Source organism: Cereibacter johrii, from assembly GCF_001720585.1.
GTDB lineage: Bacteria > Pseudomonadota > Alphaproteobacteria > Rhodobacterales > Rhodobacteraceae > Cereibacter_A > Cereibacter_A johrii.
In genome coordinates, this window is sequence record NZ_MABH01000078.1 from 1 (window position 1) to 23,688 (window position 23,688).

Annotated in this window: 23 protein-coding genes; 4 read left to right on the forward strand and 19 right to left on the reverse strand. The window is 67.6% G+C overall.

Going from position 1 to position 23,688, the window contains the following annotated elements; genetic code table 11:
• Positions 1–726 (forward strand): M23 family metallopeptidase (locus A9O63_RS06165; RefSeq protein WP_141703045.1); only part of this gene is annotated, 726 nt, incomplete at its 5' end.
• 94 nt (positions 727–820) lie between these two features.
• On the opposite strand, the gene A9O63_RS06170 is transcribed toward A9O63_RS06165, so the two are convergent.
• The 6 genes from A9O63_RS06170 to A9O63_RS06195 all read right to left on the reverse strand — a co-directional run bounded on the left by A9O63_RS06170 (position 821) and on the right by A9O63_RS06195 (position 5,344).
• Positions 821–1,660, reverse strand: coding sequence for an ATP-binding protein (locus A9O63_RS06170; protein WP_069331137.1), 840 nt, complete (start codon positions 1,658–1,660; stop codon positions 821–823).
• Positions 1,657–2,520: a twin-arginine translocase subunit TatC gene (tatC, locus tag A9O63_RS06175; protein WP_069331138.1), complete on the reverse strand. Its 864-nt coding sequence runs from the start codon at positions 2,518–2,520 to the stop codon at positions 1,657–1,659. The genes A9O63_RS06170 and tatC overlap by 4 nt, the downstream gene beginning before the upstream one ends.
• Positions 2,517–2,993 carry a Sec-independent protein translocase protein TatB gene (gene tatB / locus A9O63_RS06180; RefSeq protein ID WP_069331139.1) on the reverse strand — a complete coding sequence of 159 codons (477 nt, stop codon included), beginning with the start codon at positions 2,991–2,993 and terminating at the stop codon, positions 2,517–2,519. Before tatB ends, tatC begins: the two co-directional genes overlap by 4 nt.
• A gap of 10 nt (positions 2,994–3,003) precedes the next feature.
• A complete protein-coding gene (tatA, locus tag A9O63_RS06185; protein WP_069331140.1) occupies positions 3,004–3,216 on the reverse strand; it encodes a twin-arginine translocase TatA/TatE family subunit in 213 nt (70 codons plus the stop codon).
• A 175-nt stretch (positions 3,217–3,391) separates the two neighbouring features.
• Positions 3,392–4,528: an ABC transporter ATP-binding protein gene (locus A9O63_RS06190; protein ID WP_167354609.1), complete on the reverse strand. Its 1,137-nt coding sequence runs from the start codon at positions 4,526–4,528 to the stop codon at positions 3,392–3,394.
• 36 nt (positions 4,529–4,564) lie between these two features.
• A complete protein-coding gene (locus A9O63_RS06195; RefSeq protein WP_069331142.1) occupies positions 4,565–5,344 on the reverse strand; it encodes an SDR family oxidoreductase in 780 nt (259 codons plus the stop codon).
• Positions 5,345–5,503: 159 nt separating this feature from the next.
• Between A9O63_RS06195 and A9O63_RS06200 the strand changes: the two genes are divergently transcribed.
• From A9O63_RS06200 to A9O63_RS21860, 3 genes are all read left to right on the forward strand, one after another.
• Entirely contained in the window at positions 5,504–7,108 is a 1,605-nt protein-coding gene (locus A9O63_RS06200; RefSeq protein ID WP_002719687.1) for a peptide chain release factor 3, read from the forward strand.
• Positions 7,109–7,346: 238 nt separating this feature from the next.
• Positions 7,347–8,900 (forward strand): DEAD/DEAH box helicase, encoded by a 1,554-nt coding sequence (locus tag A9O63_RS06205; protein ID WP_069331143.1) that lies wholly within the window; start codon positions 7,347–7,349, stop codon positions 8,898–8,900.
• A gap of 433 nt (positions 8,901–9,333) precedes the next feature.
• Positions 9,334–9,498, forward strand: a complete 165-nt coding sequence (locus A9O63_RS21860; RefSeq protein ID WP_084295659.1) for a hypothetical protein — start codon at positions 9,334–9,336, stop codon at positions 9,496–9,498.
• A gap of 172 nt (positions 9,499–9,670) precedes the next feature.
• On the opposite strand, the gene A9O63_RS06210 is transcribed toward A9O63_RS21860, so the two are convergent.
• The 13 genes from A9O63_RS06210 to nuoG form a co-directional block, all read right to left on the reverse strand.
• Positions 9,671–11,344, reverse strand: coding sequence for a ribonuclease J (locus A9O63_RS06210; RefSeq protein WP_069331144.1), 1,674 nt, complete (start codon positions 11,342–11,344; stop codon positions 9,671–9,673).
• Complete coding sequence (locus A9O63_RS06215; protein WP_069331145.1) at positions 11,341–12,114, reverse strand: type III pantothenate kinase; 774 nt, start codon at positions 12,112–12,114, stop codon at positions 11,341–11,343. Before A9O63_RS06215 ends, A9O63_RS06210 begins: the two co-directional genes overlap by 4 nt.
• A 10-nt stretch (positions 12,115–12,124) precedes the next feature.
• Positions 12,125–12,880, reverse strand: a complete 756-nt coding sequence (locus tag A9O63_RS06220) for a biotin--[acetyl-CoA-carboxylase] ligase (RefSeq protein ID WP_069331146.1) — start codon at positions 12,878–12,880, stop codon at positions 12,125–12,127.
• Complete coding sequence (gene nuoN / locus A9O63_RS06225; RefSeq protein ID WP_069331147.1) at positions 12,870–14,306, reverse strand: NADH-quinone oxidoreductase subunit NuoN; 1,437 nt, start codon at positions 14,304–14,306, stop codon at positions 12,870–12,872. The genes A9O63_RS06220 and nuoN overlap by 11 nt, the downstream gene beginning before the upstream one ends.
• Before the next feature lie 10 nt (positions 14,307–14,316).
• Positions 14,317–15,858: an NADH-quinone oxidoreductase subunit M gene (locus tag A9O63_RS06230; protein WP_069331148.1), complete on the reverse strand. Its 1,542-nt coding sequence runs from the start codon at positions 15,856–15,858 to the stop codon at positions 14,317–14,319.
• On the reverse strand, positions 15,858–18,020 hold the full coding sequence (gene nuoL, locus A9O63_RS06235) for an NADH-quinone oxidoreductase subunit L (RefSeq protein ID WP_069331149.1): 2,163 nt from the start codon (positions 18,018–18,020) through the stop codon (positions 15,858–15,860). Before nuoL ends, A9O63_RS06230 begins: the two co-directional genes overlap by 1 nt.
• Positions 18,021–18,025: 5 nt before the next feature.
• Complete coding sequence (nuoK, locus tag A9O63_RS06240; RefSeq protein ID WP_002719678.1) at positions 18,026–18,331, reverse strand: NADH-quinone oxidoreductase subunit NuoK; 306 nt, start codon at positions 18,329–18,331, stop codon at positions 18,026–18,028.
• A gap of 160 nt (positions 18,332–18,491) precedes the next feature.
• On the reverse strand, positions 18,492–19,106 hold the full coding sequence (locus tag A9O63_RS06245; RefSeq protein WP_069331150.1) for an NADH-quinone oxidoreductase subunit J: 615 nt from the start codon (positions 19,104–19,106) through the stop codon (positions 18,492–18,494).
• Positions 19,103–19,513, reverse strand: a complete 411-nt coding sequence (locus A9O63_RS06250; RefSeq protein ID WP_002719676.1) for a carboxymuconolactone decarboxylase family protein — start codon at positions 19,511–19,513, stop codon at positions 19,103–19,105. The genes A9O63_RS06245 and A9O63_RS06250 overlap by 4 nt, the downstream gene beginning before the upstream one ends.
• Positions 19,510–20,013 (reverse strand): NADH-quinone oxidoreductase subunit NuoI, encoded by a 504-nt coding sequence (nuoI, locus tag A9O63_RS06255; protein WP_069331151.1) that lies wholly within the window; start codon positions 20,011–20,013, stop codon positions 19,510–19,512. The genes A9O63_RS06250 and nuoI overlap by 4 nt, the downstream gene beginning before the upstream one ends.
• 1 nt (position 20,014) lies before the next feature.
• Complete coding sequence (gene nuoH, locus A9O63_RS06260; RefSeq protein WP_069331152.1) at positions 20,015–21,052, reverse strand: NADH-quinone oxidoreductase subunit NuoH; 1,038 nt, start codon at positions 21,050–21,052, stop codon at positions 20,015–20,017.
• A gap of 27 nt (positions 21,053–21,079) precedes the next feature.
• Positions 21,080–21,490, reverse strand: coding sequence for a hypothetical protein (locus A9O63_RS06265; protein WP_009564433.1), 411 nt, complete (start codon positions 21,488–21,490; stop codon positions 21,080–21,082).
• 3 nt (positions 21,491–21,493) lie between these two features.
• Positions 21,494–23,515, reverse strand: coding sequence for an NADH-quinone oxidoreductase subunit NuoG (nuoG, locus tag A9O63_RS06270; RefSeq protein ID WP_069331153.1), 2,022 nt, complete (start codon positions 23,513–23,515; stop codon positions 21,494–21,496).
• Positions 23,516–23,688 lie beyond the last annotated feature (173 nt).

A 23,688-nucleotide genomic window follows, 5' to 3' on the forward strand; every position in this document is an offset into this window, starting at 1 on the left:
GCGGCCGCTCCGGCTCCGGCCCCCGTGCAGTCTGCCGCGACCGAGCCTGCCCGCCACCGCGTGGCGCGGGGCGAGACCGCCTATTCGATCGCGCGAAGCTACAATGTCTCGCCCAAGGCGCTGGCGGACTGGAACGGGCTGGGGCCGGATCTCGCGATCCGCGAGGGCCAGTATCTGATGATCCCCACCGCCTCTGCGCCCCCGCCCACAGTGCCCGCCAATGTGACCGCGGTCACCGTGCCCGGGGCAGGCTCGCCCACGCCCCCCCCGCCCTCGGCGGCGAAGCCCCTGCCCGCCGAGTCGACCACGCCCGCCTCGAAGCCCGCAGGCCAGCCCGCCTCGCCCGACATGGGTGCACAGCGCACGCAGGCCTCGGCCTCGCGGCTGGGGTTCCCGGTGCAGGGCAAGATCATCCGCGGCTATGTGAAGAAGAAGAACGACGGCATCGACATCTCGGCGGCCGTGGGCACGCCGGTGGCGGCGGCCGCAGACGGGACGGTGGCGGCCATCACGCAGGACACCGATCAGGTGCCGATCCTCGTGATCCGGCATCCCGACAACCTGCTGACGGTCTATGCCAATATCGACGGCATCAAGGTTGCCAAGGGCGCCAGCGTGAAGCGCGGCCAGCCCATCGCCGTGGTGCGCGCAGCCGACCCGCCCTTCGTGCATTTCGAGGTCCGCAAGGGCTTCGAGAGCGTCGATCCGATGCCCTACCTCCAGTAGGAAACCGGAAACCTCTCAAGTGCTTGCAAAAGGAAACTGCCGCAGCGCATGAAGTGCTGCGGCAGTTTTCATATCCACTCTCGCCGTGTGGGGCTCAGAGCGCCACGCCGTGGCGCGCCGCGAGGTCGGTGAAGAACTGCCACGCCACCCGGCCCGAGCGGGCACCGCGCGTGGCCTGCCATTCGATGGCCTCGGCCCGCAGTTCCTCCTCGGCGACGCTCAGCCCGTGGGCCGCGCAATAGCCCCGGATCATCTCGAGATATTCGTCCTGCGAGCAGGGATGGAAGCCTAGCCAGAGCCCGAACCGGTCCGACAGCGAGACCTTCTCCTCGACGGCCTCGGAGGGGCTGATCGCGGTCGAGCGCTCGTTCTCGATCATGTCCCGCGGCATCAGATGCCGCCGGTTCGAGGTGGCATAGAGGATGACATTCTCGGGCCGCCCCTCGATCCCGCCATCCAGAACGGCCTTCAGCGACTTGTAATGCTGATCGTCGTGGCTGAACGACAGGTCGTCGCAGAACAGGATGAACCGGAACGGCGCGCCGCGCAGATGCTTGAGCAGCCGCTGGACGGACGGCAGATCCTCGCGGCTCAGCTCGACGATCTTGAGCGGCAGGCCCTTGGCCACGACCGCCGCATGGATCGCCTTGACGAGGCTCGACTTGCCCATGCCGCGCGAGCCCCAGAGCAGCGCGTTGTTCGCAGGCAGCCCGCGGGCGAAATGCTCGGTATTGTCGAGCAGGATGTCGCGCGCCCGGTTCCCCCCCACCAGAAGCGAGAGATCGACCCGGGCAACCCGCGGCACCGGCTCCAGCCGGTCGGGCGCCGTATGCCAGGCGAAGGCATCCACCGCCGAGAAGTCCGGGGCAGGCATCGGCGGCGGGCTCATCCGTTCGAGCGCTGCCGCGATGCGCTCCAGGGCGTCGTCGCTCATGCCTTGCCGTCCTCTTCCTCGTCCTCGAACCACAGCCCCTGCGCCCGCAGTTCCGCCTCGCGCTTCCGTTCGATCCGACGGATGAGGATGATCGAGATCTCGTAGAGCGGATAGACCGCGCCGAAGAGGATCAGCTGGGACATCATGTCCGGCGGCGTCGCGAAGGCCGCCACGATCAGAATCAGCACGATGGCATATTTGCGCATCGCGGCGAGCCCGCGCGCGGTCACGAGCCCCGCCTTGCCCATCAGCGTGAGCAGGACCGGAAGCTGGAAGCAGAGACCGAAGGCCAGGATGAAGGTCGTGGTCAGCGCCAGATACTGCTCCATCGAGCCCTGGAACACCACGCCGGCGAGCGGCATCGTGCCGTCCTCCCGGACAGCACCCGGCTGCTCGGTCATGAACTGCTGGAAGCCCAGGAAGAAGTCGAAGGCGATGGGCAGCACGATGTAGAAGGCGAAGACGCCGCCCAGCAGGAACATCAGCGGCGAGGCCACGAGGAACGGCAGGAAGGCCGACTTCTCGTTGCGATAGAGCCCCGGCGCCACGAAGCGCCACATCTGCCATGCGATGACCGGGAAGGACAGGATGATGCCGCCCATCACCGAGATGCGGATGGCCACGAAGAAGCCTTCCTGCAGCTTGATGAGGATCAGCGAGCAATCCTGACCCCGCGCGTTCAGCGCGTCGCAGATCGGGTGCGTGAGGAAGTTGAAGATCGGGTTCCAGACCGTGAAGGCGGCCAGCATCGCGACCAGGAAGGCCGCGAGCGAGATCAGGATCCGGTTCCGCAACTCTGCCAGATGCTCGACCAGCGGAGCACTGGAACTGTCGATGTCGTCTCGGCTGTCGCGGCTCATGCGTCACTCTTGGGGTCGGCCGGCGTGCGGGACGCGGCCTCGGGGTCCGCCGCCGCAGGAGCCTGCGGCACCGGGGCAGCCGGCTGGGACGTGGGCGGAGCGGTCACGGCAGCGGCGCCTGCGCCCTGCTGGGCCTGCGCGGCCGGGATGCTGCTCGCCTGAGCGGCCGGCTTCGGCGCGCCCTGCTGCGGCTTCATCGGGTCCCATTTCTCGAACCGGTCCGCCGCCTGTTTCATCGCATCGAGGCCCATGCTGCGCGGCGAGGTCACGTTCTTGACGTCCTTCACCACGTCCTTGACGCCGGTCTCGTCCGCAGCCGCCTCCATCGCGCGCTGGAACTCGCGCGCCATGTTGCGGGCCTTGGCTGTCACACGTCCGAGGGTGCGGAACATCTCGGGCAGGTCCTTGGGACCCACCACGACCAGCGCCACCACGCCGATGACGAGCAGCTCGCTCCAGCCGATGTCGAACATCGGGGGCCAGTCAGACTTTGTCGCGCTCGGAGGCGTGCGTCACGTCGCGCGTCGTCTCGGGGCGGTTCTCGATCTCGGCCGTCTCTTCCTTGATGCCTTTCTTGAAGGCATTGATCCCCTTGCCAACCTCGCCCATGAGCGAGCTGACCTTGCCGCGCCCGAACAGCACGAGCACCACCACCGCAATGAGCAGCAGGCCGGGCAAACCGATATTGTTGAGCATCTCGCGTCTCCTGCGGCCGACATGCGGCCTCGCTTCGTCACTGCCCCTAGTTATTGGTTCGCGCCCCCGGATCAAAGACCCTTTCGCGCCGCCTCCGCGTTTTTTGTCCCGGGGCTTGCGCTGCGACAAGCATACGCCGCGGCGCGCAGCTGCCGGAACCGGCCGCCATCGGGGCTCAGCGGCGGGCGGGAAAGACGAAGCAGCGGTCGCGTCGGATCATCAGCCAGAGGGCGGTGCCGGGCTTCGGCAGGAAGACGTTCGGCACCGAGGCCGTCAGGCGCGAGCCGTCGCTGTCCATCACGAATTCGACAAGGCTCTCGCGGCCCAGAAACCGCGCCCGCACCACCCGGCCACGGGCGGGCGTGCCCTCGGCGGGGGTGGGGTTGGGCCCGCGTCCGTTGCGGTCGAAGTCGATCTTCAGATGCTGCGGACGGATCACGATCTCGACCTCGGCGCCGTCGGCATGGCCGGGGGTGAGGAACTCGCCGAAGGGCGTCCGGGTCAGGGCGCCGCGCGAGGTGCCGCGGATCACGTTGATGTCCGAGAAGAAGGCGGCCGCCGCCCGGTCGGCCGGCGCATTGTAGATGTTGTAGGGCGAGCCGCGCTGCACGATCCGCCCGGCGCGCATCAGCAGGATCTCGTCGGCCATCCGCAGCGCCTCGTCGGGCTCGTGCGTGACAAGGAGGACCGCCGCCCCTTCCTCCTTCAGGATCTCGAGCGTCGTGTCGCGGATCCCGTCGCGGAGCCGGTTGTCGAGCCCCGAGAAGGGCTCGTCCATCAGCATGACCCGCGGCCGGGGGGCGAGCGCGCGCGCCAGCGCCACCCGCTGCTGCTCGCCGCCCGAAAGCTGGTGGGGATGTTTCGCCCCGTAGCCCACCAGATTGACCCGCTCGAGCAGTTCGGCCACCCGGCGGTCGCGCTCGTCGCGCCCGCTCCGCAGCCCGAAGGCCACGTTCTGCGCGACGGTGAGATGCGGAAACAGCGCGAAATCCTGAAACATGAGCCCCACCGACCGCGCCTCGGGCGGCTGGAACAGGCTTCCGTCCGAGACGGGCTGGCCGTCGAAGGCGATGCGCCCCCGGTCCGGGCGCTCCACGCCTGCGATCATGCGCAGCGTCGTGGATTTGCCGCAGCCCGAGGGGCCGAGCAGGCAGGCCACCTGCCCCGCCGCCACATCGAGCGACACGTCATCGACGACAGGTGTGCCCCCGAAGGCGCGCGACAGATGCTCGACCTTCAGGCGTGGGGGGCTGGCGGGAGACTGGGGCACGCTTGATCCGCTTGGTTCGCTCGGGGCAGGTTCTGGCGGCATTCGCGGCCCGGATCAAGCCTCCGGGCCGCGGCTGTCTCAGACGGTGAGGTTGGTGCCGCCGCCGTCGACGAGCAGGTTCTGGCCCACGATGAAGCGGGCGTGCTCCGAGCAGAGGAAGGCGCAGGCGGCGCCGAAATCCTCGGCCCGGCCGTAGTGGCGCGTGGGGATGCTGGCCGCCCGCTGCGCACGGGCCTCCTCGCGCGTGATGCCCTGCGCCTTCATCGCATTGCGGTCGAGCGCCTCGGCCCGGTCGGTGTCATGGATGCCCGGCAGCAGGTTGTTGATGCAGACGCCGTGCTGCGCCACCTGCCGCGAGGTGCCCGCCACATAGCCCGTGAGCCCCGTGCGCGCCGAGTTCGACAGGCCGAGCGCCGGGATCGGCGCACGCACCGACTGCGAGGTGATGTTGACGACGCGGCCCCAGCCGCTCTCGATCATCGCCGGCAGCAGCGCGGTCATCAGCGCGATGGGCGTCAGCATGTTGGCATCGAGCGCCCGGATGAAATCGTCGCGCGTCCAGTCCGACCAGATGCCGGGCGGAGGGCCGCCCGCGTTGGTCACGAGGATGTCGACCGCGCCCGCGGCCTCGAGCACCCGCGCCCGCCCCTCTTCCGAGACGATGTCTGCCGCCACCGTGGTCACGTTCGCGCCGAACCGCTGCCGCAGGTCCTCGGCCGCCGCCTCGAGCGCCTCGGCGCCGCGCGCGTTCATCACCAGATCGACACCGGCCTCGGCCAGAGCCGCCGCGCAGCCGAGGCCCAGCCCCTTGGACGAGGCGCAGACCAGTGCCCGGCGACCGCGAATACCCAGATCCATTGTCATCTCTCCCATGCATCGTTTCCCGCCCGGCTTAGCAGCCCTGATCCGTGATCGAAACCCGGAACGGGCGCAGGCGCTGCGCGCCGCCCGCCCGCTGCGACAGCGGGCGCTCAGGACGCGCTTTCCAAGCCGCGGGCCAGCGGCTATATCGCGCCCATGCTGGACCAGTCGAACCGCCCCGCCCTGCCTCCCGAGATTGCCCGCCGCCGGACCTTCGCGATCATCTCGCATCCGGACGCCGGCAAGACGACTCTGACCGAGAAGTTCCTGCTCTTCGGCGGCGCGATCCAGATGGCGGGTCAGGTCCGGGCCAAGGGCGAGGCGCGGCGCACGCGCTCGGACTTCATGGCGCTGGAGAAGGAGCGCGGGATCTCGGTCTCGGCCTCGGCCATGAGCTTCGACTTCAGCCAGTGGCGCTTCAACCTCGTCGACACGCCCGGCCACTCGGACTTCTCGGAAGACACCTACCGCACGCTGACGGCGGTCGATGCGGCGATCATGGTGATCGACGGCGCCAAGGGCGTGGAAAGCCAGACCCGCAAGCTCTTCGAGGTCTGCCGCCTGCGCGACCTGCCGATCCTGACCTTCTGCAACAAGATGGACCGGGAGAGCCGCGACACGTTCGAGATCATCGACGAGATCCAGTCGAACCTCGCCATCGACGTGGCGCCCGCCTCCTGGCCCATCGGCATGGGGCGCGACTTCCTCGGCTGCTACGACATCCTGCACGACCGGCTGGAGCTCATGGACCGGGCCGACCGGAACCGGGTGGCGGAATCGATCAAAATCGAGGGGCTCGACGATCCGAAGCTCGCCCAGCATGTCCCGGCCGAGCAGCTCGAGAAGCTCCGCGAGGAGCTCGAGATGGCGCGCGCCCTCCTGCCCGCCTTCGACCGGCAGAGCTTCCTCGAAGGCCACCTCACGCCGATCTGGTTCGGCTCGGCGATCAACTCCTTCGGCGTGAAGGAGCTGATGAGCGGCATGGGCGAATTCGGCCCCGAGCCGCAGATCCAGAAGGCGGCCGAGCGCGGCATCGCCCCCGAGGAGACGCCGGTGACGGGCTTCGTCTTCAAGGTGCAGGCCAACATGGATCCCAAGCACCGCGACCGGGTGGCCTTCGTGCGCCTGGCCTCGGGCCATTTCGAGCGCGGGATGAAGCTCCTTCATGTCCGCTCGAAGAAGCCCATGGCGGTGACGAACCCCGTGCTCTTCCTCGCCGCCGACCGCGAGCTTGCCGAGGAGGCCTGGGCGGGCGACATCATCGGCATTCCGAACCACGGCCAGCTCCGCATCGGCGACGCGCTCACCGAGGGCGAAAGCCTGCGCTTCACCGGCATCCCCTCCTTCGCGCCCGAACTTCTGCAGGGCGTGCGGGCGGGCGATCCGATGAAGGCCAAGCATCTGGAAAAGGCGCTGATGCAGTTCGCCGAGGAAGGTGCTGCCAAGGTCTTCAAGCCGATGATCGGCTCGGGCTTCATCGTGGGCGTGGTGGGCGCGCTGCAGTTCGACGTGCTGGCCAGCCGGATCGAGCTGGAATATTCGCTGCCCGTGCGGTTCGAAGGCTCGCAATTCACCTCGGCGCGCTGGGTGATGGGGCCGAAGGCGGCTGTCGAAGCCTTCGTCAACGTGAACAAGGGCCATATCGCCCATGACAGCGACGGCGATCTCGTCTATCTCACCCGCCTGCAATGGGACATCGACCGCGTGAGCCGCGACCATCCGGAGGTCCGGCTGACGGCCACCAAGGAAATGATGGTCTGATCCGCGGGCCGGAGCGCCGCGCGGCACCTCGCCCGCGGCCGCCGCTCCGGGCCCGGAACCGCGGCCCGGACGAGACAGGCACCGCCAAAAAGGCGCAAATGCAGGCCGAACCTTGACCCTCGGAGCAATTTGAGCTAAGGCCGCCCGAGGCCATGAGGGCCGAAAGACGCCGGGACGCCCGGACCATCAGCGTCCCCTTGAGTACCATGCGGTCCGATACCGCATTGACAGGATGCTAATGACCAAGTTCTCCGACCTCGCGCTGGATCCCCGCGTGCTGAAGGCCGTGCAGGAAGCCGGCTACGAAACGCCCACCCCGATCCAGGCGCAGGCCATCCCGCATGCGCTGGAAGGCAAGGACGTGCTGGGCATCGCCCAGACCGGCACCGGCAAGACCGCCAGCTTCACGCTGCCCATGATCACCATCCTCGGCAAGGGCCGCGCCCGCGCCCGGATGCCGCGCAGCCTCGTGCTCTGCCCGACGCGCGAGCTCGCAGCCCAGGTGGCCGAGAATTTCGACATCTACGCCAAACATTCCAAGCTCTCGAAGGCGCTGCTGATCGGCGGCGTCTCCTTCACCGAGCAGGACAAGCTGATCGACCGCGGCGTGGACGTGCTGATTGCCACCCCGGGCCGGCTCCTCGACCATTTCGAACGCGGCAAGCTGCTGCTCACCGGCGTGCAGATCATGGTGGTGGACGAGGCCGACCGGATGCTCGACATGGGCTTCATCCCGGATATCGAGCGCATCTTCTCGTTGACGCCCTTCACGCGCCAGACGCTGTTCTACTCGGCCACCATGGCGCCCGAGATCGAGCGGATCACCAACACCTTCCTCACCGGCGCGGTGAAGATCGAGGTGGCGCGGCAGGCCACGACCTCCGAAACGATCGAGCAGAAGCTCATCCAGGTCACGCCCACGCGGAAAGAGCGCAGCTTCGCCGACAAGCGCGCGGTCCTGCGGGCGCTGATCCGGGCCGAAGGCGAGTCCTGCACCAACGCGATCATCTTCTGCAACCGGAAGATGGACGTGGACGTGGTGGCCAAGTCGCTGAAGCAGCACGGCTTCAACGCCTCGCCCATCCACGGCGATCTCGAGCAGTCGCAGCGGATGAAGACGCTCGACGGCTTCCGCGACGGGTCGCTGCACCTGCTCGTGGCCTCCGACGTGGCCGCGCGCGGGCTCGACATTCCGGCGGTAAGCCATGTGTTCAATTTCGACGTGCCGACCCATCCCGAGGATTACGTCCACCGCATCGGCCGGACGGGCCGCGCCGGCCGCAAGGGCAAGGCCTACACGATCGCCGTGCCCTCGGACGAGAAACATGTGACCGCCATCGAGAGCCTCGTGAAACAGGCCATCCCGCGCGGCGATCTGCCCGAGGGCTTCAGCCTCGAGGATCGTCCCGACCGGCCGGACCGTGACAGCGCGCGCGGCGAGCGGTCCGAACGCCCCGGGCGCAGCCGTCGCGGACGCGACCGCGACCGGCGCGAGGAGCCCCGGGCCGAGGCCGTGGAAGCCCCGGCCGTGGCCGTTCCCGAAGTGCGGGAGGTGGTGCGCGAGGAACGCAGCCCCCGCCGCGAGGAGCGTCGGGACGAGCGCCGCGAGGGCGGCAACAACCGCCGTGACCGCGACCGCGACCGCCGCGAGGAGCGCGTGGTGGGCATGGGCGACCATGTGCCGGACTTCCTGCTCCGCAGCTTCCGCATCCCGAGCCTTACCGCTGCCGACGACGAGGAGCCCGCCCACGAGGCCGAGGAAGAGATGCTGGCGGGCGACAGCGACGCCTGAGACCGCACAGGCCGGCACCTGTGCGTGCCGGCGTTGGCCCTCATCCTCCGGCCATTCCGGAAAGACCCGCCCCTCCTCTCACTCGCGGGCCGGGATCTTCCGGTCTGCGCCGAGGGACAGCCCGCCGCCCTGCGCACCTGCATCAGCGAAGCGCATCATCTGCTGCCCAGGACGATTCAACTGCCTTGCGAGTCGGAATCTCCCGATCTGCACCGCTGCCCTGCTGAGCCGGACGCGCCTCCATCGGCGGAATGCGTCATCCGGTCCGTGACACAATTCGACTGCCCTGCGCGCTGGACCCTCCGATCTGCACCGAAGGACGGCCCCGACGCCTTGCAGGCGTCCGTCCCAGTGCGAGGCGGCTCATCCGCACCGTGAAACGATTCGGCGCGCTGTGCGTTGGTCAGCATCCTCCGTTCAGAAAGGTGCTGCCATGATCCGCTTCACAGCCGTCCTGCCCCTCGCGGGCCTTCTCCTCCTTGCCGCCTGCGGCTCCAATGACACCGAGCGCGCAGCGACCGGCGCCCTGGGCGGCGCGGTCGTCGCGGGCCCGCCGGGCGCGCTGGTCGGCGGCGCGGCGGGCACGCTGGTCGACTGACCCCTTGCTGCGGCGGCCGGGGTGAGGCCTGTCGGCCTTCCTTGCGTCCGAAGCAGGTCCGGGGCGTCCGCAGGCCATCATTGTCGGACCATCCCGCGTCCGGGCCGACAGGTCCAACGAGAAAGGGCCGGCTTCCGCCGGCCCTTCCTTCTCTGGACAGCAGCGGTAGGCCTCAGCCTTCCATCAGCCGGCTGACGACAACCGTCACTTCCGGCTTCTTCCCGATCTCTTCCATCGCGACCTGACGCACCAGCCTGCGGATCGCCTCGTCGAGCTTGTCGTCGTCGCGCAGCACCTTGGCGCCCGCCCGACCGAGATAGTCCGACAGCTCCTCTTCCATCGTCTCCGACAGGGCCCGGCCGGTGCGGCCACGCTCAGGCAGGCCCATGAGCTCCACCCAGGCCTCGCCCAGGGGCGCGTCCTGCTCGTCGAGGATCACCGTCGTCAGCACGTGGCCGTTCAGCGCCATGCGGATCCGATCGCGGACCACGCCGTCGCGCGCCCCGATCAGCACCGAACCGTCGAGATAGGTCCGGCCGGTGTCGATATATTCCGCCACCTGCAGCCCGCGCGTCAGATCGACCATCATCCCGTTGGTGATGACGTCCGCCGTGATGCCCTTGGCCGATGCAACCCGCGCATGTTCGCGCAGATGGCGGTGCTCGCCATGCATCGGAACCAGCATCTCGGGCCACAGAAGCGTATGCACCTGCTCGAGATCCGGGCGGTTCGCGTGGCCCGAGACGTGATAGAGCCCGCCCGCATCGTCCACCACATCCACCCCCATCTCGGAGAAGGAGTTGACGATGCGCAGCACGCCGCGCTCGTTGCCGGGGATGGTCTTGGAGGAGAAGAGGAAGAGGTCGCCCTCCTTCATCTCGAGCCCCAGATATTTCCCGCGCGCGAGCTGGGCCGAGGCCGCGCGCCGCTCGCCCTGACTGCCGGTCACGATCAGCATCAGGTTCTGGCGCGGGATCTCGGCCGCCTCCTCGGGGCTCACCACGGCGGGGAAGCTCGTCAGCACGCCGCTCTCCTGCGCCGCCGTCACCATGCGGCGCATGGCGCGACCCAGAAGGCAGATCGAGCGATCCGCCGCGGCCGCAGCCTCGGCCAGCGTCTTCAGCCGCGCCACGTTCGAGGCGAAGGTGGTGGCCACCACCATGCCGCGCGCGCCCGCGATCAGCGCCTTCAGCGGGTCGCCCAGCGTCGCCTCCGACCGGCCGGGATGGAGCGAGAAGACGTTGGTCGAATCGCACATCAGCGCCTTCACCGGCCGCTCGGCCGCGATGGCGCGGAAGGTCTCATCCGCCCAGGGCTCGCCCACCACCGGCGAGCGGTCGAGCTTGAAATCGCCCGAATGGACGATCCGGCCCGCGGGCGTGTCGATCACCAGCGCCGAGCTTTCGGGGATCGAGTGCGAGACGGGCACGAACTGCACCTCGAAGGGGCCGGCCTCGACCACCTCGGGGCGCGCGCCCACGATGGTGATCTGGTCGGCGGGCAGCCCGTGCTCCTCGAACTTCAGCCGCCCGATGGTCCCGGTGAAGCGGCGGGCATAGACCGGCGCCTTCAGCCGCGGCCACAGATGGCCGAGCGCGCCGATATGGTCCTCATGCGCATGGGTGATGAAGATCGCCTCGATCCGATCCTGACGCTCTTCGAGCCAGGAGATGTCGGCCATGATGAGATCGACGCCGGGCGTCGTCTCCATGTCCGGGAACGTCACGCCGAGGTCGACCACGATCAGCCGCTCGCGTCCCTCCGGCCCGTAGCCGTAGACGTAGCAGTTCATTCCGATCTCGCCCGCTCCGCCGAGCGGCAGATAGATCAGCCGGTTTGCACTCATTCCAGATCCTTGTTGTACTGGTGGATCAGGACGAGACCCTGCATGGTCAGATCGTCCTCGACCCTGTCGAACAGATTGAATCCCTGGTCGAATAAGGGTGCCAGGCCCCCTGTAGCGATGACCTTCATCGGGGCGTCCCGCTCGAGCCGGATCTGGCGAACGATACCCTCGACGAGGCCGATGTAGCCCCAATACACCCCGGACTGGATACAGGCCACCGTATTCGTGCCGATGGCCTGCTGGGGTTTCGTCACATCGACATGCGGCAGCGCGGCCGCGGCCATGTGCAGCGCCTCGAGGCTGAGATTGACCCCCGGCGCGATGACGCCGCCGATATAGGCCCCGTCCGCATCCACCACGTCGAAGGTGGTGGCGGTGCCGAAATCCACCACGATCAGGTTGCCGCCGTGGAAATGGTAGCCCGCGACCGTGTTCACCAGCCGGTCGGGCCCGACGGTCGTGCCCTGATCCACGCGCGGCGCGACGGGCAACCGGCACTCGGGCTTGCCCACCACCAGCGGACGGCAGTCATAGTAGCGGTTGCAGAGGACGCGGAGGTTGAACACCACCCGCGGCACGGTCGAGGAGATCACCGCCTCGCTGATGCGCGCCTCGATCTTCGTGAGGCTCAGCAGGGTGGAGAGCCAGACGTGATATTCGTCCGCGGTGCGCTTGTGGTCGGTCGCGATGCGCCAGGTGGCGAGGAACTGCGTGCCGTCCCAGATCGAGAAGACCGTGTTCGTATTGCCGCAGTCGATCGCCAGAAGCATCGCTTCTCCTTCAGAAGAACACTTCGGCCGCGGGGATCGCCACGCGGCCGCTTCCCGTCTTCAACACCAAAGCGCCGTGGGCGTCTACCGTCTCGAACATCCCCTCGCGCAGCTCGCGACCCGTCCGCGCCCGGATCTGCTCGCCCAGACGCGCCGCATGGGCGAGCCACGCCTCGCGCGTCGGCCCGAACCCCAGCCGGGTGAAGCTCTCCTCGCGCCGGGCATAGGCCGGAGCCAGCGCCTCGAGGAAGGTCTCGGGCGCCACGCGCACGCCGGTCTCGGCCAGAAGGCTGACCGGCCGCACCGCGCCCGGCTCCACCTCGGCCGGATCGGGGGCGGCGATCAGGTTCACGCCGATGCCGATGGCCAGATGCTGCACGCGCCCCCCCTGCCCGAGGCTTTCCAGCAGGATGCCCGCGAGCTTGCCGCCGTTCAGCAGCACGTCGTTCGGCCATTTCAGCGAGAAGGCCTCCGGCAGGCCGGTCAGCGCCACGCAGGCATCGCGCAGCGCGAGCGCCGCCACGAAGGAGCGCAGCGCCACCACTTCCGGCGGCTCGGTCGGATGGAGGAGATGCGTGCCGTAGAAATTGCCGCGCCGCGAGCTCCAGGGCCGGCCGCGCCGCCCCCGGCCCGCCGTCTGCTCGGCGGCGACAATCCAAGCGGGGCCGCTCAGGCTTGCAGCCAGGCGAGCCGCCACCGCATTGGTGGAATCGACGGAATCGAGGGCGTGGCGCGCCACGCCCTCCGGCCAGGGGTCAGCGGACAAGCGTCTCGGCCGCCAGCGCCGCCAGGGGCTCGAGCCCGAACATGTTGATGACGCCGAGCACGTTGATGGCGGCGGCCGCCATCAGCATGGTCCATTGCACCCCGCCCATCCGGCTCTCGACCGGCTCGCCGTCCTTGCCGAAGTACATGTAGTAGACGATGCGCATGTAGTAATAGGCGCCGATCACCGCCGCGAGCACGGTCAGCACCGCAAGCCACGCCATTCCGGCGCTGACGGCGGCCTTCAGGATGTAGAACTTGGCGAAGAAGCCGATGAAGGGCGGCACGCCGGCGAGGCTGAACATCAGCACGAGCACCGCCAGAGCCTTCAGCGGCTCGCGCTTGGCGAACATGTTCAGGCTGTCGATGCTGGTGACGGGCCGGCCGTCCTTCTCCATCGACAGGATGAAGGCGAAGGTGCCCACGTTCATGGTGACGTAGATCGCCATGTAGAGAAGCATCGCCTGCACGCCCGCAGCCGTGCCGGCCGCGAGGCCCACCAGCGCGTAGCCCATGTGGCCGATCGAGGAATAGGCCATCAGACGCTTGATGTCGCGCTGGCCGATGGCCGCCACCGAGCCGAGGAACATCGAGGCCACGGCGAGCGCCGCCAGCACCTGACGCCAGTCCATCGGGATGCCGCCGAAGGCGTCATGCACCGTGCGGGCAATGAGCGCGATGGCCGCGACCTTGGGCGCGGTCGAGAAGAAGGCCGTCACCGGGGTCGGCGAGCCCTCGTAGACGTCCGGCGTCCACATGTGGAACGGCGCGGCCGAGACCTTGAAGGCGAGGCCCGAGAGCATGAAGACGAGGCCGAACAGAAGCCCCAGCGGCACGCCCTCGTTCACCGTGGCAAGGATGCCCGAGAAGAGCGTCGTGCCGGCAAAGCCGTAGACCAGCGAGGCGCCGTAGAGCAGGAGGCCCGACGACAGCGCGCCCAGCACGAAATATTTCATGCCGGCCTCGGTCGACTTGACCGAGTCGCGCCGCAGCGAGGCCACGACATAGAGCGCGAGGCTCTGAAGCTCGAGACCCATGTAGAGCGCGATCAGATCGCCCGCCGACACCATCATCATCATGCCGGTGACCGACAGGGCCACGAGGATCGGGAATTCGAACCGCCCGAGGTCGCGGCGCTGCATGTACTCCTGCCCGAGAAGCAGCACGGCCGCCGCCGAAGCGAGGATCGTGACCTTGGCGAAGCGCGCGAACGGATCCTCGATGAACATGCCGCCGAAGGCGGTGCGCGCACCCGAGCCGCCGAAGCCGATCCAGAGCGCGAGGAACAGCATCAGGCCCGCAAAGACCCAGGTCATGACCGGCGTCAGCCGGTCCTTGCCGCCATAGACACCGGCCATCAGGCCCAGCATGGCCGAGATGGCGAGCACCATCTCGGGAAGGACGGTCGAGAAGTCAGCGGAGGTCATCGTGCGTCCCTCATTCCATGGCCAGCCGCGTGCCTGCCTCGAGGGCGGCGGTCGCGGACTGGTAGTCGGTCGTCAGACGGGCCACCGAGGGCCCGATGATGTCGGTGACGAGGCTCGGATAGACGCCGAGCAGCAGCGTCATGGCCACGAGCGGGGCGAAGATCGCCTTCTCGCGCCGGTCCATGTCGCGGATCGTGCGCAGCGCCTCTTTCACGAGCTCGCCAAACACCACCCGCCGGTAGAGCCAGAGGCCATAGGCGGCCGAGAGGATCACGCCGCTCGTCGCAACCATCGCCACCCAGGTATTGACCTGGAAGATGCCGACGAGGGTCAGGAACTCGCCGATGAAGCCCGAGGTGCCCGGCAGGCCCACGTTCGCCATGGTGAAGAACATGAAGATCAGCGCATAGGCCGGCATCCGGTTCACGAGGCCGCCGTAGGCGTCGATCTCGCGGGTGTGCATCCGGTCATAGATCACGCCCACACAGAGGAAGAGCGCGCCCGAGATGAAGCCGTGGCTCAGCATCTGGAAGATGGCCCCGTCGACGCCCTGCTGGTTGGCGGCGAAGATGCCCATGGTGACATAGCCCATGTGCGCGACCGACGAATAGGCGATCAGCTTCTTCATGTCCGACTGGGCCAGCGCCACGAGCGAGGTGTAGACGATCGCGATGGCGGACATCCAGAAGACGAGCGGCGACAGGAGCTCCGATCCGATCGGGAACATCGGCAACGAGAAGCGCAGGAAGCCGTAGCCGCCCATCTTCAGCAGGATCGCTGCGAGCACCACAGACCCCGCCGTCGGCGCCTGAACGTGGGCGTCGGGCAGCCAGGTGTGCACCGGCCACATCGGCATCTTCACGGCGAAGCTCGCGAAGAAGGCGAGGAACAGCAGCGTCTGCAGACCGCCCACGATCTGGAAGCCCGCAAGCGTCAGCGTGCCCGAGGAGAATTCGTGGCTGAGCAGCGTCGGGATGTCGGTCGTGCCCGCGTCGTAATACATCGCGATCATCGCGATCAGCATCAGGACCGAGCCCAGGAACGTGTAGAGGAAGAACTTGAAGGCCGCGTAGATTCGGTCCTTGCCGCCCCAGATCCCGATGATGAGGAACATCGGAATGAGCCCTGCCTCGAAGAAGAGGTAGAAGAGCACGAGATCGAGCGCGCAGAACACGCCCAGCATCAGCGTCTCGAGGATCAGGAAGGCGATCATATATTCCTTCACCCGCGTCTCGACCTCCCAGGCCGAGGCGATGGTGAGCGGCATGAGGAAGGTGGTCAGCATCACGAAGAGGATCGAGATGCCGTCCACGCCCATCTTGTACTGCAGGCCCGCGATCCAGTCGTAGCTTTCGACGAACTGGAAGCCCGTGTCCTGCGGATCGAAGCCCGCCAGCAGGAAGAGCGAGACGAGGAAGGTCGCCGAGGTGGCGAGCAGCGCCAGCCACTTCGCGTTCCGCTGCGCGGCCGCGTCATCGCCCCGCAGGAACAGCGCCATGATGAGCGCCGCCACCAGCGGGATGAAGGTGATGATCGACAGCAGGTTTTCCATCAGTGCGCGCCCCCCGTGAGCGTCATCCAGGTAATGAGGATCGCGATGCCGAGGAACATGGCGAAGGCGTAGTGGAAGATGTAGCCGGACTGGACGCGGCCCGCGAGCCGGGTCAGCGCCGGGATGATCCCGAGCGCGATCCCGTTGATCGTGCCGTCGATCACCGTCCCGTCGCCGCGCTTCCAGAAGAAGCGGCCGAGGAAGCGGGCCGGGCGGACGAAGATCACGTCATAGAGCTCGTCGAAGTACCACTTGTTCAGCAGGAACAGGTAGAGCGGGCGCTGGCTCCGCGCGAGGGCCGCCGGCAGGGCGGGCTTCGCGATGTAGAAGATCCAGGCCGTGCCGAGACCGATCAGCATTGCCACGAAGGGCGAGACCTTGACCCAGACCGGGGCGTGGTGCGCCTCGTCCATGACATGGTTCTCGGGCCCCATGTAGATGGCGCCGATCGGGCCCAGGGCCGCGACCTCGGCATGGGCTTCCGCCTCGCCCGCCTCCGGCGCCTCGCCGGCACCGGCCAGATTGCCGGCTTCGGGCAGCGCCTCGTCGGCGGTCACGGTCGCCTCGGCAGCCGGCTCGGCCGCGTGCTCGGCCGCCGCTTCGGCGTGGGACTCGCCCTCCTCCGAGGCTTCCGCATGGTGCGGGATGCCGAACCAAGTCGCGACCTTGTTGTGGTCTCCGAAGAAGGAATTGTACCAGATCATCCCCGAGAAGGCCGCGCCGAGCGCCAGAACCCCGAGCGGGATCAGCATGACGGTCGGGCTCTCGTGGGCATGCTCGTGGGCGTGATGGTCGCCCCGCTCCTTGCCGAAGAAGGTCAGGAAGATGAGCCGCCAGGAATAGAAGCTGGTGAAGCAGGCGGCCACGACCAGCAGCCAGAAGGCGTAGCCCGAGCCGACCCAGGCGCTCTCGATGATCGCATCCTTCGACAGGAAGCCCGCAAAGCCGATGTGGGTCAGCGGTATGCCCACGCCCGTGATGGCGAAGGTGCCGATCATCATGGCCCAGAAGGTCAGCGGGATCTTCGAGCGGAGGCCGCCGTAGTTCCGCATGTCCTGCTCGTGGTGCATCGCATGGATGACCGAGCCCGCGCCGAGGAACAGCATCGCCTTGAAGAAGGCGTGGGTGAAGAGGTGGAACATGGCCGCCGAATAGACGCCCACGCCGGCCGCCACGAACATGTAGCCGAGCTGCGAGCAGGTCGAATAGGCGATCACGCGCTTGATGTCGTTCTGCACGAGGCCCACGGTCGCCGCGAAGAAGGCGGTGGTGGCGCCGACGACCACGATCATGGTCTTGGCGTCGGGGGCGAATTCGTAGAGCGGCGACATACGGCAGACGAGGAACACGCCCGCGGTCACCATGGTGGCGGCGTGGATCAGCGCGGACACCGGGGTCGGACCTTCCATCGCATCCGGCAGCCAGGTGTGCAGCCCGAGCTGGGCCGACTTGCCCATGGCGCCGATGAAGAGGAGGACGCCGATCAGGTTGGCCGCGTTCCACTCCGTCCAGAGGAAGGTGAGGTTCGTCTGGGCAAGCTCGGGGCCGGCCGCGAACACATCGTCGAAGCGGATGGAATCCACCAGGAAGAACAGCGCCATGATGCCGAGCGCGAAGCCGAAGTCGCCCACGCGGTTCACGACGAAGGCCTTGATCGCGGCGGCATTTGCCGAGGGCTTGCGATAGTAGAAGCCGATGAGCAGGTAGGAGGCCACGCCCACGCCTTCCCAGCCGAAGAACATCTGGACGAGGTTGTCCGACGTCACCAGCGTGAGCATGGCGAAGGTGAAGAACGACAGATAGGCGAAGAAGCGCGCCCTGTAATGCTCGTGGTGGTTCCAGTTGTCGTCGTGCGCCATGTAGCCGAAGGAATAGAGGTGCACGAGCGCCGAGACGGTGTTCACCACGACCAGCATGATGGCCGTGAGCCTGTCCACGCGGATCGCCCATTCGGTCGAGAGCGAGCCGCTCTCGATCCAGCGCAGCAGAACGACCTGATACATCTCGCCGTCGAAGCCGAGGAAGATGATCCAGGACAGCAGCGCGGCGAGGAAGACGAGCGCGGTCGCGATGACCTGCCCTGCCCGCTCGCCGATGAGGCGCCAGCCGAAGCCGCAGATCAGGGCGCCGAGAAGCGGCGCCAGGAGGATGATCGTTGCCATGTGCCTCAGCCCTTCATCACGTTGACGTCTTCGACGTCGATGGTGCCGCGGTTGCGGAAGAAGGTGACGAGGATCGCGAGCCCGATGGCGGCCTCGGCCGCGGCCACGGTCAGCACGAACAGCGTGAACACCTGCCCCGTCAGGTCGCCGAGGAAGCTCGAGAAGGCCACAAGGTTGATGTTCACCGCGAGCAGCATGAGCTCGATGGACATCAGGATCACGATCACGTTCTTCCGGTTCAGGAAGATGCCGAAGATCCCGATCACCAGCAGCGCGGCCGATACCGTCAGATAATGCTCAAGTCCCACCATTCTCGTCCCTCCGGCTCACCGCCCGTCCTTTCCTCGTCCCGGCGACCGGTCCGCGCAGAGCGCAGACCCCGGCCCCCGGGTCTTCCGCCCGCAGACCCCGCGAGGGGGTCCGCACCACGGTCTGTTGTTCAGGCTCCGGGGAGCCCCGTCCGGCGCAGCCTCAGAGGCCCTGACCCGGCTTCACGTCCTTCAGCTCCATCGCCTTCGCGGGATCGCGCCACATCTGCGCCAGCACGTTCTGGCGCTTGACGTCACGGCGCTCGCGCAGCGTGAGCAGGATCGCCCCCACCATGGCCACGAGCAGGATCAGCCCGGCGGTCTGGAAGAGGTAGAGATACTTGTCGTAGATCAGCAGGCCGAGCGCGCGGCTGTTCTCGATCTGGCTCGGATCGGGCGTCACCGCCTGACGCATCGCCGGCGCGCCTTCGGCCGTGACCCAGGCGCCGATCCCCATCGAGAGCTGCAGCAGGATCACGATCCCGATCAGGGCCGCGACCGGCACATAGCGCACCATCTCGGACTTCAGCGCCTCGAAGTCGACGTCGAGCATCATGACGACGAAGAGGAACAGCACGGCCACCGCGCCGACATAGACGATAACCAGCAGCATCGCCACGAACTCGGCGCCCAGCAGCACGAACATCCCGGCCGAGCTGAGGAAGACGAGGATCAGCCACAGCACGGCATGAACCATGTTGCGCTGCGTCACCACCATGAGCGCGGCGAAGACCGCGGGCACGGCGAAACAGTAGAAGGCCACGTCGGCGACACTCATTCGTCTGTCTCCTCGAACTCGGCAAAGACGCTCTGGGCCACGTCCAGCGCCTTCTGCATGGCGGGCACGCCGCCGAATAGGCTCATCTGCCAGATCACCTCGGCGATCTCGCGCTTGGTGGCCCCCGCCGCCAGCGCATGGCGGATCGTGAGCCGGATCTGAGGCTCGGCATGGGCGCCGAGCACGGTGAGGGCAGCCAGCGTGACCAGAAGCCGGGTCTTGGCATCCAGCCCTTCCCGGTTGAAGGTCTTGCCGAACCACATCTCCATCACGTCCTTGGGCATGGTGGGGATGAGCTTCTCGAAGTCCTTCACCTGGAAATGCTCAAGGGCCGGATTGAACGAGCGGGCCATCTCCTGGCCCTGCTCGATCATCGCCTTGAACATCTTCGCCAGCTCGTCGCTCATCTGTAGGGCGCATCCAGTTCGAGATTGCGGGCGATCTCGGCTTCCCAGCGCGCGCCGTTCTCGAGCAGCCGGTCCTTGTTGTAGAACAGCTCCTCGCGCGTCTCGGTCGAGAATTCGAAGTTCGGCCCTTCCACGATCGCATCAACCGGGCAGGCTTCCTGACAGAAGCCGCAGTAGATGCATTTCGTCATGTCGATGTCGTAGCGCGTGGTGCGGCGGCTGCCGTCCTCGCGCGGTTCGGCGTCGATGGTGATGGCCTGCGCCGGGCAGACCGCCTCGCAGAGCTTGCAGGCGATGCAGCGTTCCTCGCCGTTCGGATAGCGGCGCAGCGCATGTTCGCCGCGGAAGCGGGGCGACAGCGGCCCCTTCTCGTGCGGGTAGTTCACCGTATGCTTGGGCGCGAAGAAATACTTCATGCCGAGGCCGAAGCCCTTGATGAAGTCGAGCAGCAGGAAATACTTCGCCGCCCGGCCGTAGTCGATTGCGCTTGTCTTGGCCATGTCAGCCTCCCATCGCCCAGCGGGCCCAGAAGCCGCCGAACACTTCGAATTTCGCAAGGAACGCCACCAGAACCACCCAGCCGAGGCTGAAGGGAAGGAAGACCTTCCAGCCGATCCGCATGAGCTGGTCGTAGCGGTAGCGCGGCACGATGGCCTTCACCATGGCGAAGAGGAAGAAGAAGAAGGCCATCTTCGCCACCATCCAGAACACGCCGTCGGGCAGTCCGGGGATGGGCGAGAGCCAGCCGCCGAAGAACAGCAGGCTCATCAGCGCGCACATTAGGAAGATGGCGATATATTCACCGGCCATGAACAGCAGGAACGGCGTCGAGCTGTATTCCACCTGGAAGCCCGCGACGAGTTCGGATTCCGCCTCCGGCAGGTCGAAGGGCGGGCGGTTCGTCTCGGCCAGCGCCGAGATGAAGAACAGCGCGACCATCGGCAGGTGCGGCAGCCAGTACCAGTTGAAGAGACCGAAGGCGCCGTCCTGTGCCTCGACGATATGGCTCAGGTTCATCGAGCCGGTCGAGATGATGATCCCGATGATGATGAGACCCAGCGAGACCTCGTAGGAGATCATCTGCGCGGCCGAGCGGAGGCTGCCCAGGAACGGATACTTCGAGTTCGACGCCCAGCCGCCCATGATGACGCCATAGACCTCGAGCGAGGAGGCGGCGAAGACGAAGAGGATCGCCACGTTGATGTCCGACAGCACCCAGCCCGGGCTGAAGGGGATCACGGCCCAGGCGAGCACGGCCAGCACGAAGGAGACGAGCGGCGCGAGGAAGAAGACCGGACGGTCCACGCCCGCCGGCACCACCACTTCCTTGAAGACATATTTGGCCGCATCCGCCACCGTCTGCAGCAGGCCGAAGGCGCCCACCACGTTCGGCCCGCGGCGCAGCTGCACCGCCGCCCAGATCTTCCGGTCGCCATAGACGAGGAACAGAAGCGAGATCATCACGAAGGCGATGACCAGAAGGCCCTGCGCCGCGATCGTGAGGATGATACCCATCCCGGAATTCATGAACTCACCCATGGCGCCTCGCATCCCTCATGCCGATCGTCATATCGTCGGTATTCCCTGTTCCCGGCAATCGCGCACCGTCACCTCGGCGTCGATCGTCTGCAGGCCGCGGGGCAGCGCGGCCGAAATGGTGTAAATCGCATCCCCTCGCCAAACGCCACCCCTCTCCGCGACATTTGTTCGCAGATGCCGGGCGAAGCCGTAACCGCGGATGAGCGTGTATTGGGCAGCCGCACAGCGGGCATAGGCCTCGACGTCCGGGATGCCCCGCGCGCCTTCCATCTCGATGAGGAATTCCACGAGATCCTCGTCGAGAAGCCGCGTCTCGATCCCCTTGTAGACCGGCGCGAACTCTTCTTCCGCGGCCGCAGCCTCGGGGGCCGCCTGCGGGCCGCAGGAGGCGAGGCCCGCCAGCGCGAGCCCGACCGGAAAGAGCACTGCCGGCCGCATCCCCTACTCCGCCGCGAGCGAGGGCTGGCCGCGCCGCGACGCGATGGCCGAGAGCTCGGCCATGAGCTGCGAGGCCCGCGCGATCGGGTTCGTCAGGTAGAAGTCCCGCACCGCAAGGCGGAAGTCGGCGGTGGCCGGATCGCGCAGCGGCAGTGGCTGCCACTCGCTCTCGGTCAGCTGGTCGATGCGGCCGAGATGCGGCACGGTCTCGACGAGCTTGCGGCGCAGTCCCGCCATCGTGTCCCAGGGCAGCGTCTGGCCCAGCTCGGCCGAGAGCGCGCGCAGGATCGCCCAGTTCTCCTTGGCCTCGCCCGGCGGGAAGCCCGCGCGGAAGGCGAGCTGCGGACGGCCCTCGGTGTTCACGAAAAGGCCGTTCTCCTCGGTATAGGCGGCGGCGGGCAGGATCACGTCGGCGCGGTGCGCGCCGCGGTCGCCGTGGCTGCCCTGATAGATCACGAACGGGCCCGCGCCGATCTCGACCTCGTCGGCGCCGAGGTTGTAGATCACCTCCGCGCCCTCGATGGCGGCGGAGAGCCCGCCCTCGGTCACGGCGCCCACATCCATCGCGCCCACGCGGGCGGCGGCGGTATGCAGCACGAGGAGCTTCACGCCCATCGTCTGGGCGAGCTTCATCGCCTGCGCCAGCACGGCCTCGCCGTCGGCCTCGGCCAGAGCGCCCTGCCCCACGATCACGAGGCCCGGCTTGCCGTCGGCGCCGGTCCGCTCGGCCTCGGCCACCAGCGACATCAGCGCCGCCCGGTCGGTGCCGGCATGGGCATAGTCATAGGTCAGATCGACCGCCGGCCCGATCACCGAGACCTGCGCGCCCTGCAGCCAGGCCTTGCGGATGCGGGCATTCAGCACCGGCGCCTCGTCGCGCGGGTTGCAGCCCACGAGCAGGATGGACTTCGCGCCGTCGATATCCTCGATGGCGGCATTGCCCACATAGGCGCTGCGGTTGCCCGCGGGCAGGCGGGCGCCGTCGGTCCGGCATTCCACGCGGCCGCCCATGCCCTCGATCAGCATCTTCAGCGAGAAGGCCGCTTCCACCGGGGCCAGATCGCCCACGAGGCCCGCGACCTTGCGGCCCTTCATCGCCGCGGCCACCGCCTTCAGCGCCTCGCCCCATGAGGCTTTCCGAAGCTTGCCGGCCTCGCGGATATAGGGCGTGTCGAGCCGCTGGCGGCGCAGGCCGTCCCAGACGAAGCGGGTCTTGTCCGAGATCCATTCCTCGTTCACGCCGTCATGGTTGCGCGGCAGGATGCGCATGACCTCGCGGCCCTTCGTGTCGACGCGGATGTTCGAGCCGAGCGCATCCATCACGTCGATGCTTTCGGTCTTGCCGAGCTCCCACGGACGGGCGGTAAAGGCATAGGGTTTCGAGGTCAGCGCGCCGACCGGGCAGAGGTCGATGATATTGCCCTGCAGGTTCGAATCGAGCGTCTGGTTGAGGTAGCTCGTGATCTCGCTGTCCTCGCCACGCCCCGTCTGGCCCATCTGGGTGATGCCCGCGACCTCGGTCGTGAAGCGCACGCAGCGGGTGCACGAGATGCAGCGCGTCATCTGCGTGGCCACCAGCGGGCCGAGGTTCAGGTTTTCCGAGGCGCGCTTCGGCTCGCGGTAGCGGCTGAAATCCACGCCATAGGCCATGGCCTGATCCTGCAGGTCGCATTCGCCGCCCTGGTCGCAGATCGGGCAGTCGAGCGGGTGGTTGATGAGCAGGAACTCCATCACCCCCTCGCGGGCCTTCTTGACCATGGGCGAGTTGGTCTTGACCACCGGCGGCTCGCCGTTGGGGCCGGGGCGCAGGTCGCGCACCTGCATCGCGCAGGAGGCCGTGGGCTTCGGCGGGCCGCCCACCACCTCGACGAGGCACATGCGGCAGTTGCCGGCGATCGACAGGCGCTCGTGGTAGCAGAAGCGCGGGATCTCGATCCCCACCTCTTCGGCCGCCTGCAGCAGCGTCATGGCGCCATCGACCTCGACTTCGATGCCGTCGATGATGATCTTCTTGAGGTTGCTCATCCGCCTACTCCGCCGCGATGAGCGCGGGGCCGATGCCCCGCGCGTTGTTCCGTTGCTTCGGACGCGGGGCGCGAAGCCCCTGTCCTGCCGGGCGCCCGCCCGTCATGCGCAGGCCCCGGCGAAGCGCCAGAGGCCCGGCGCGCTCACGCGGCCCGCGGCGGTCGGATCGAACC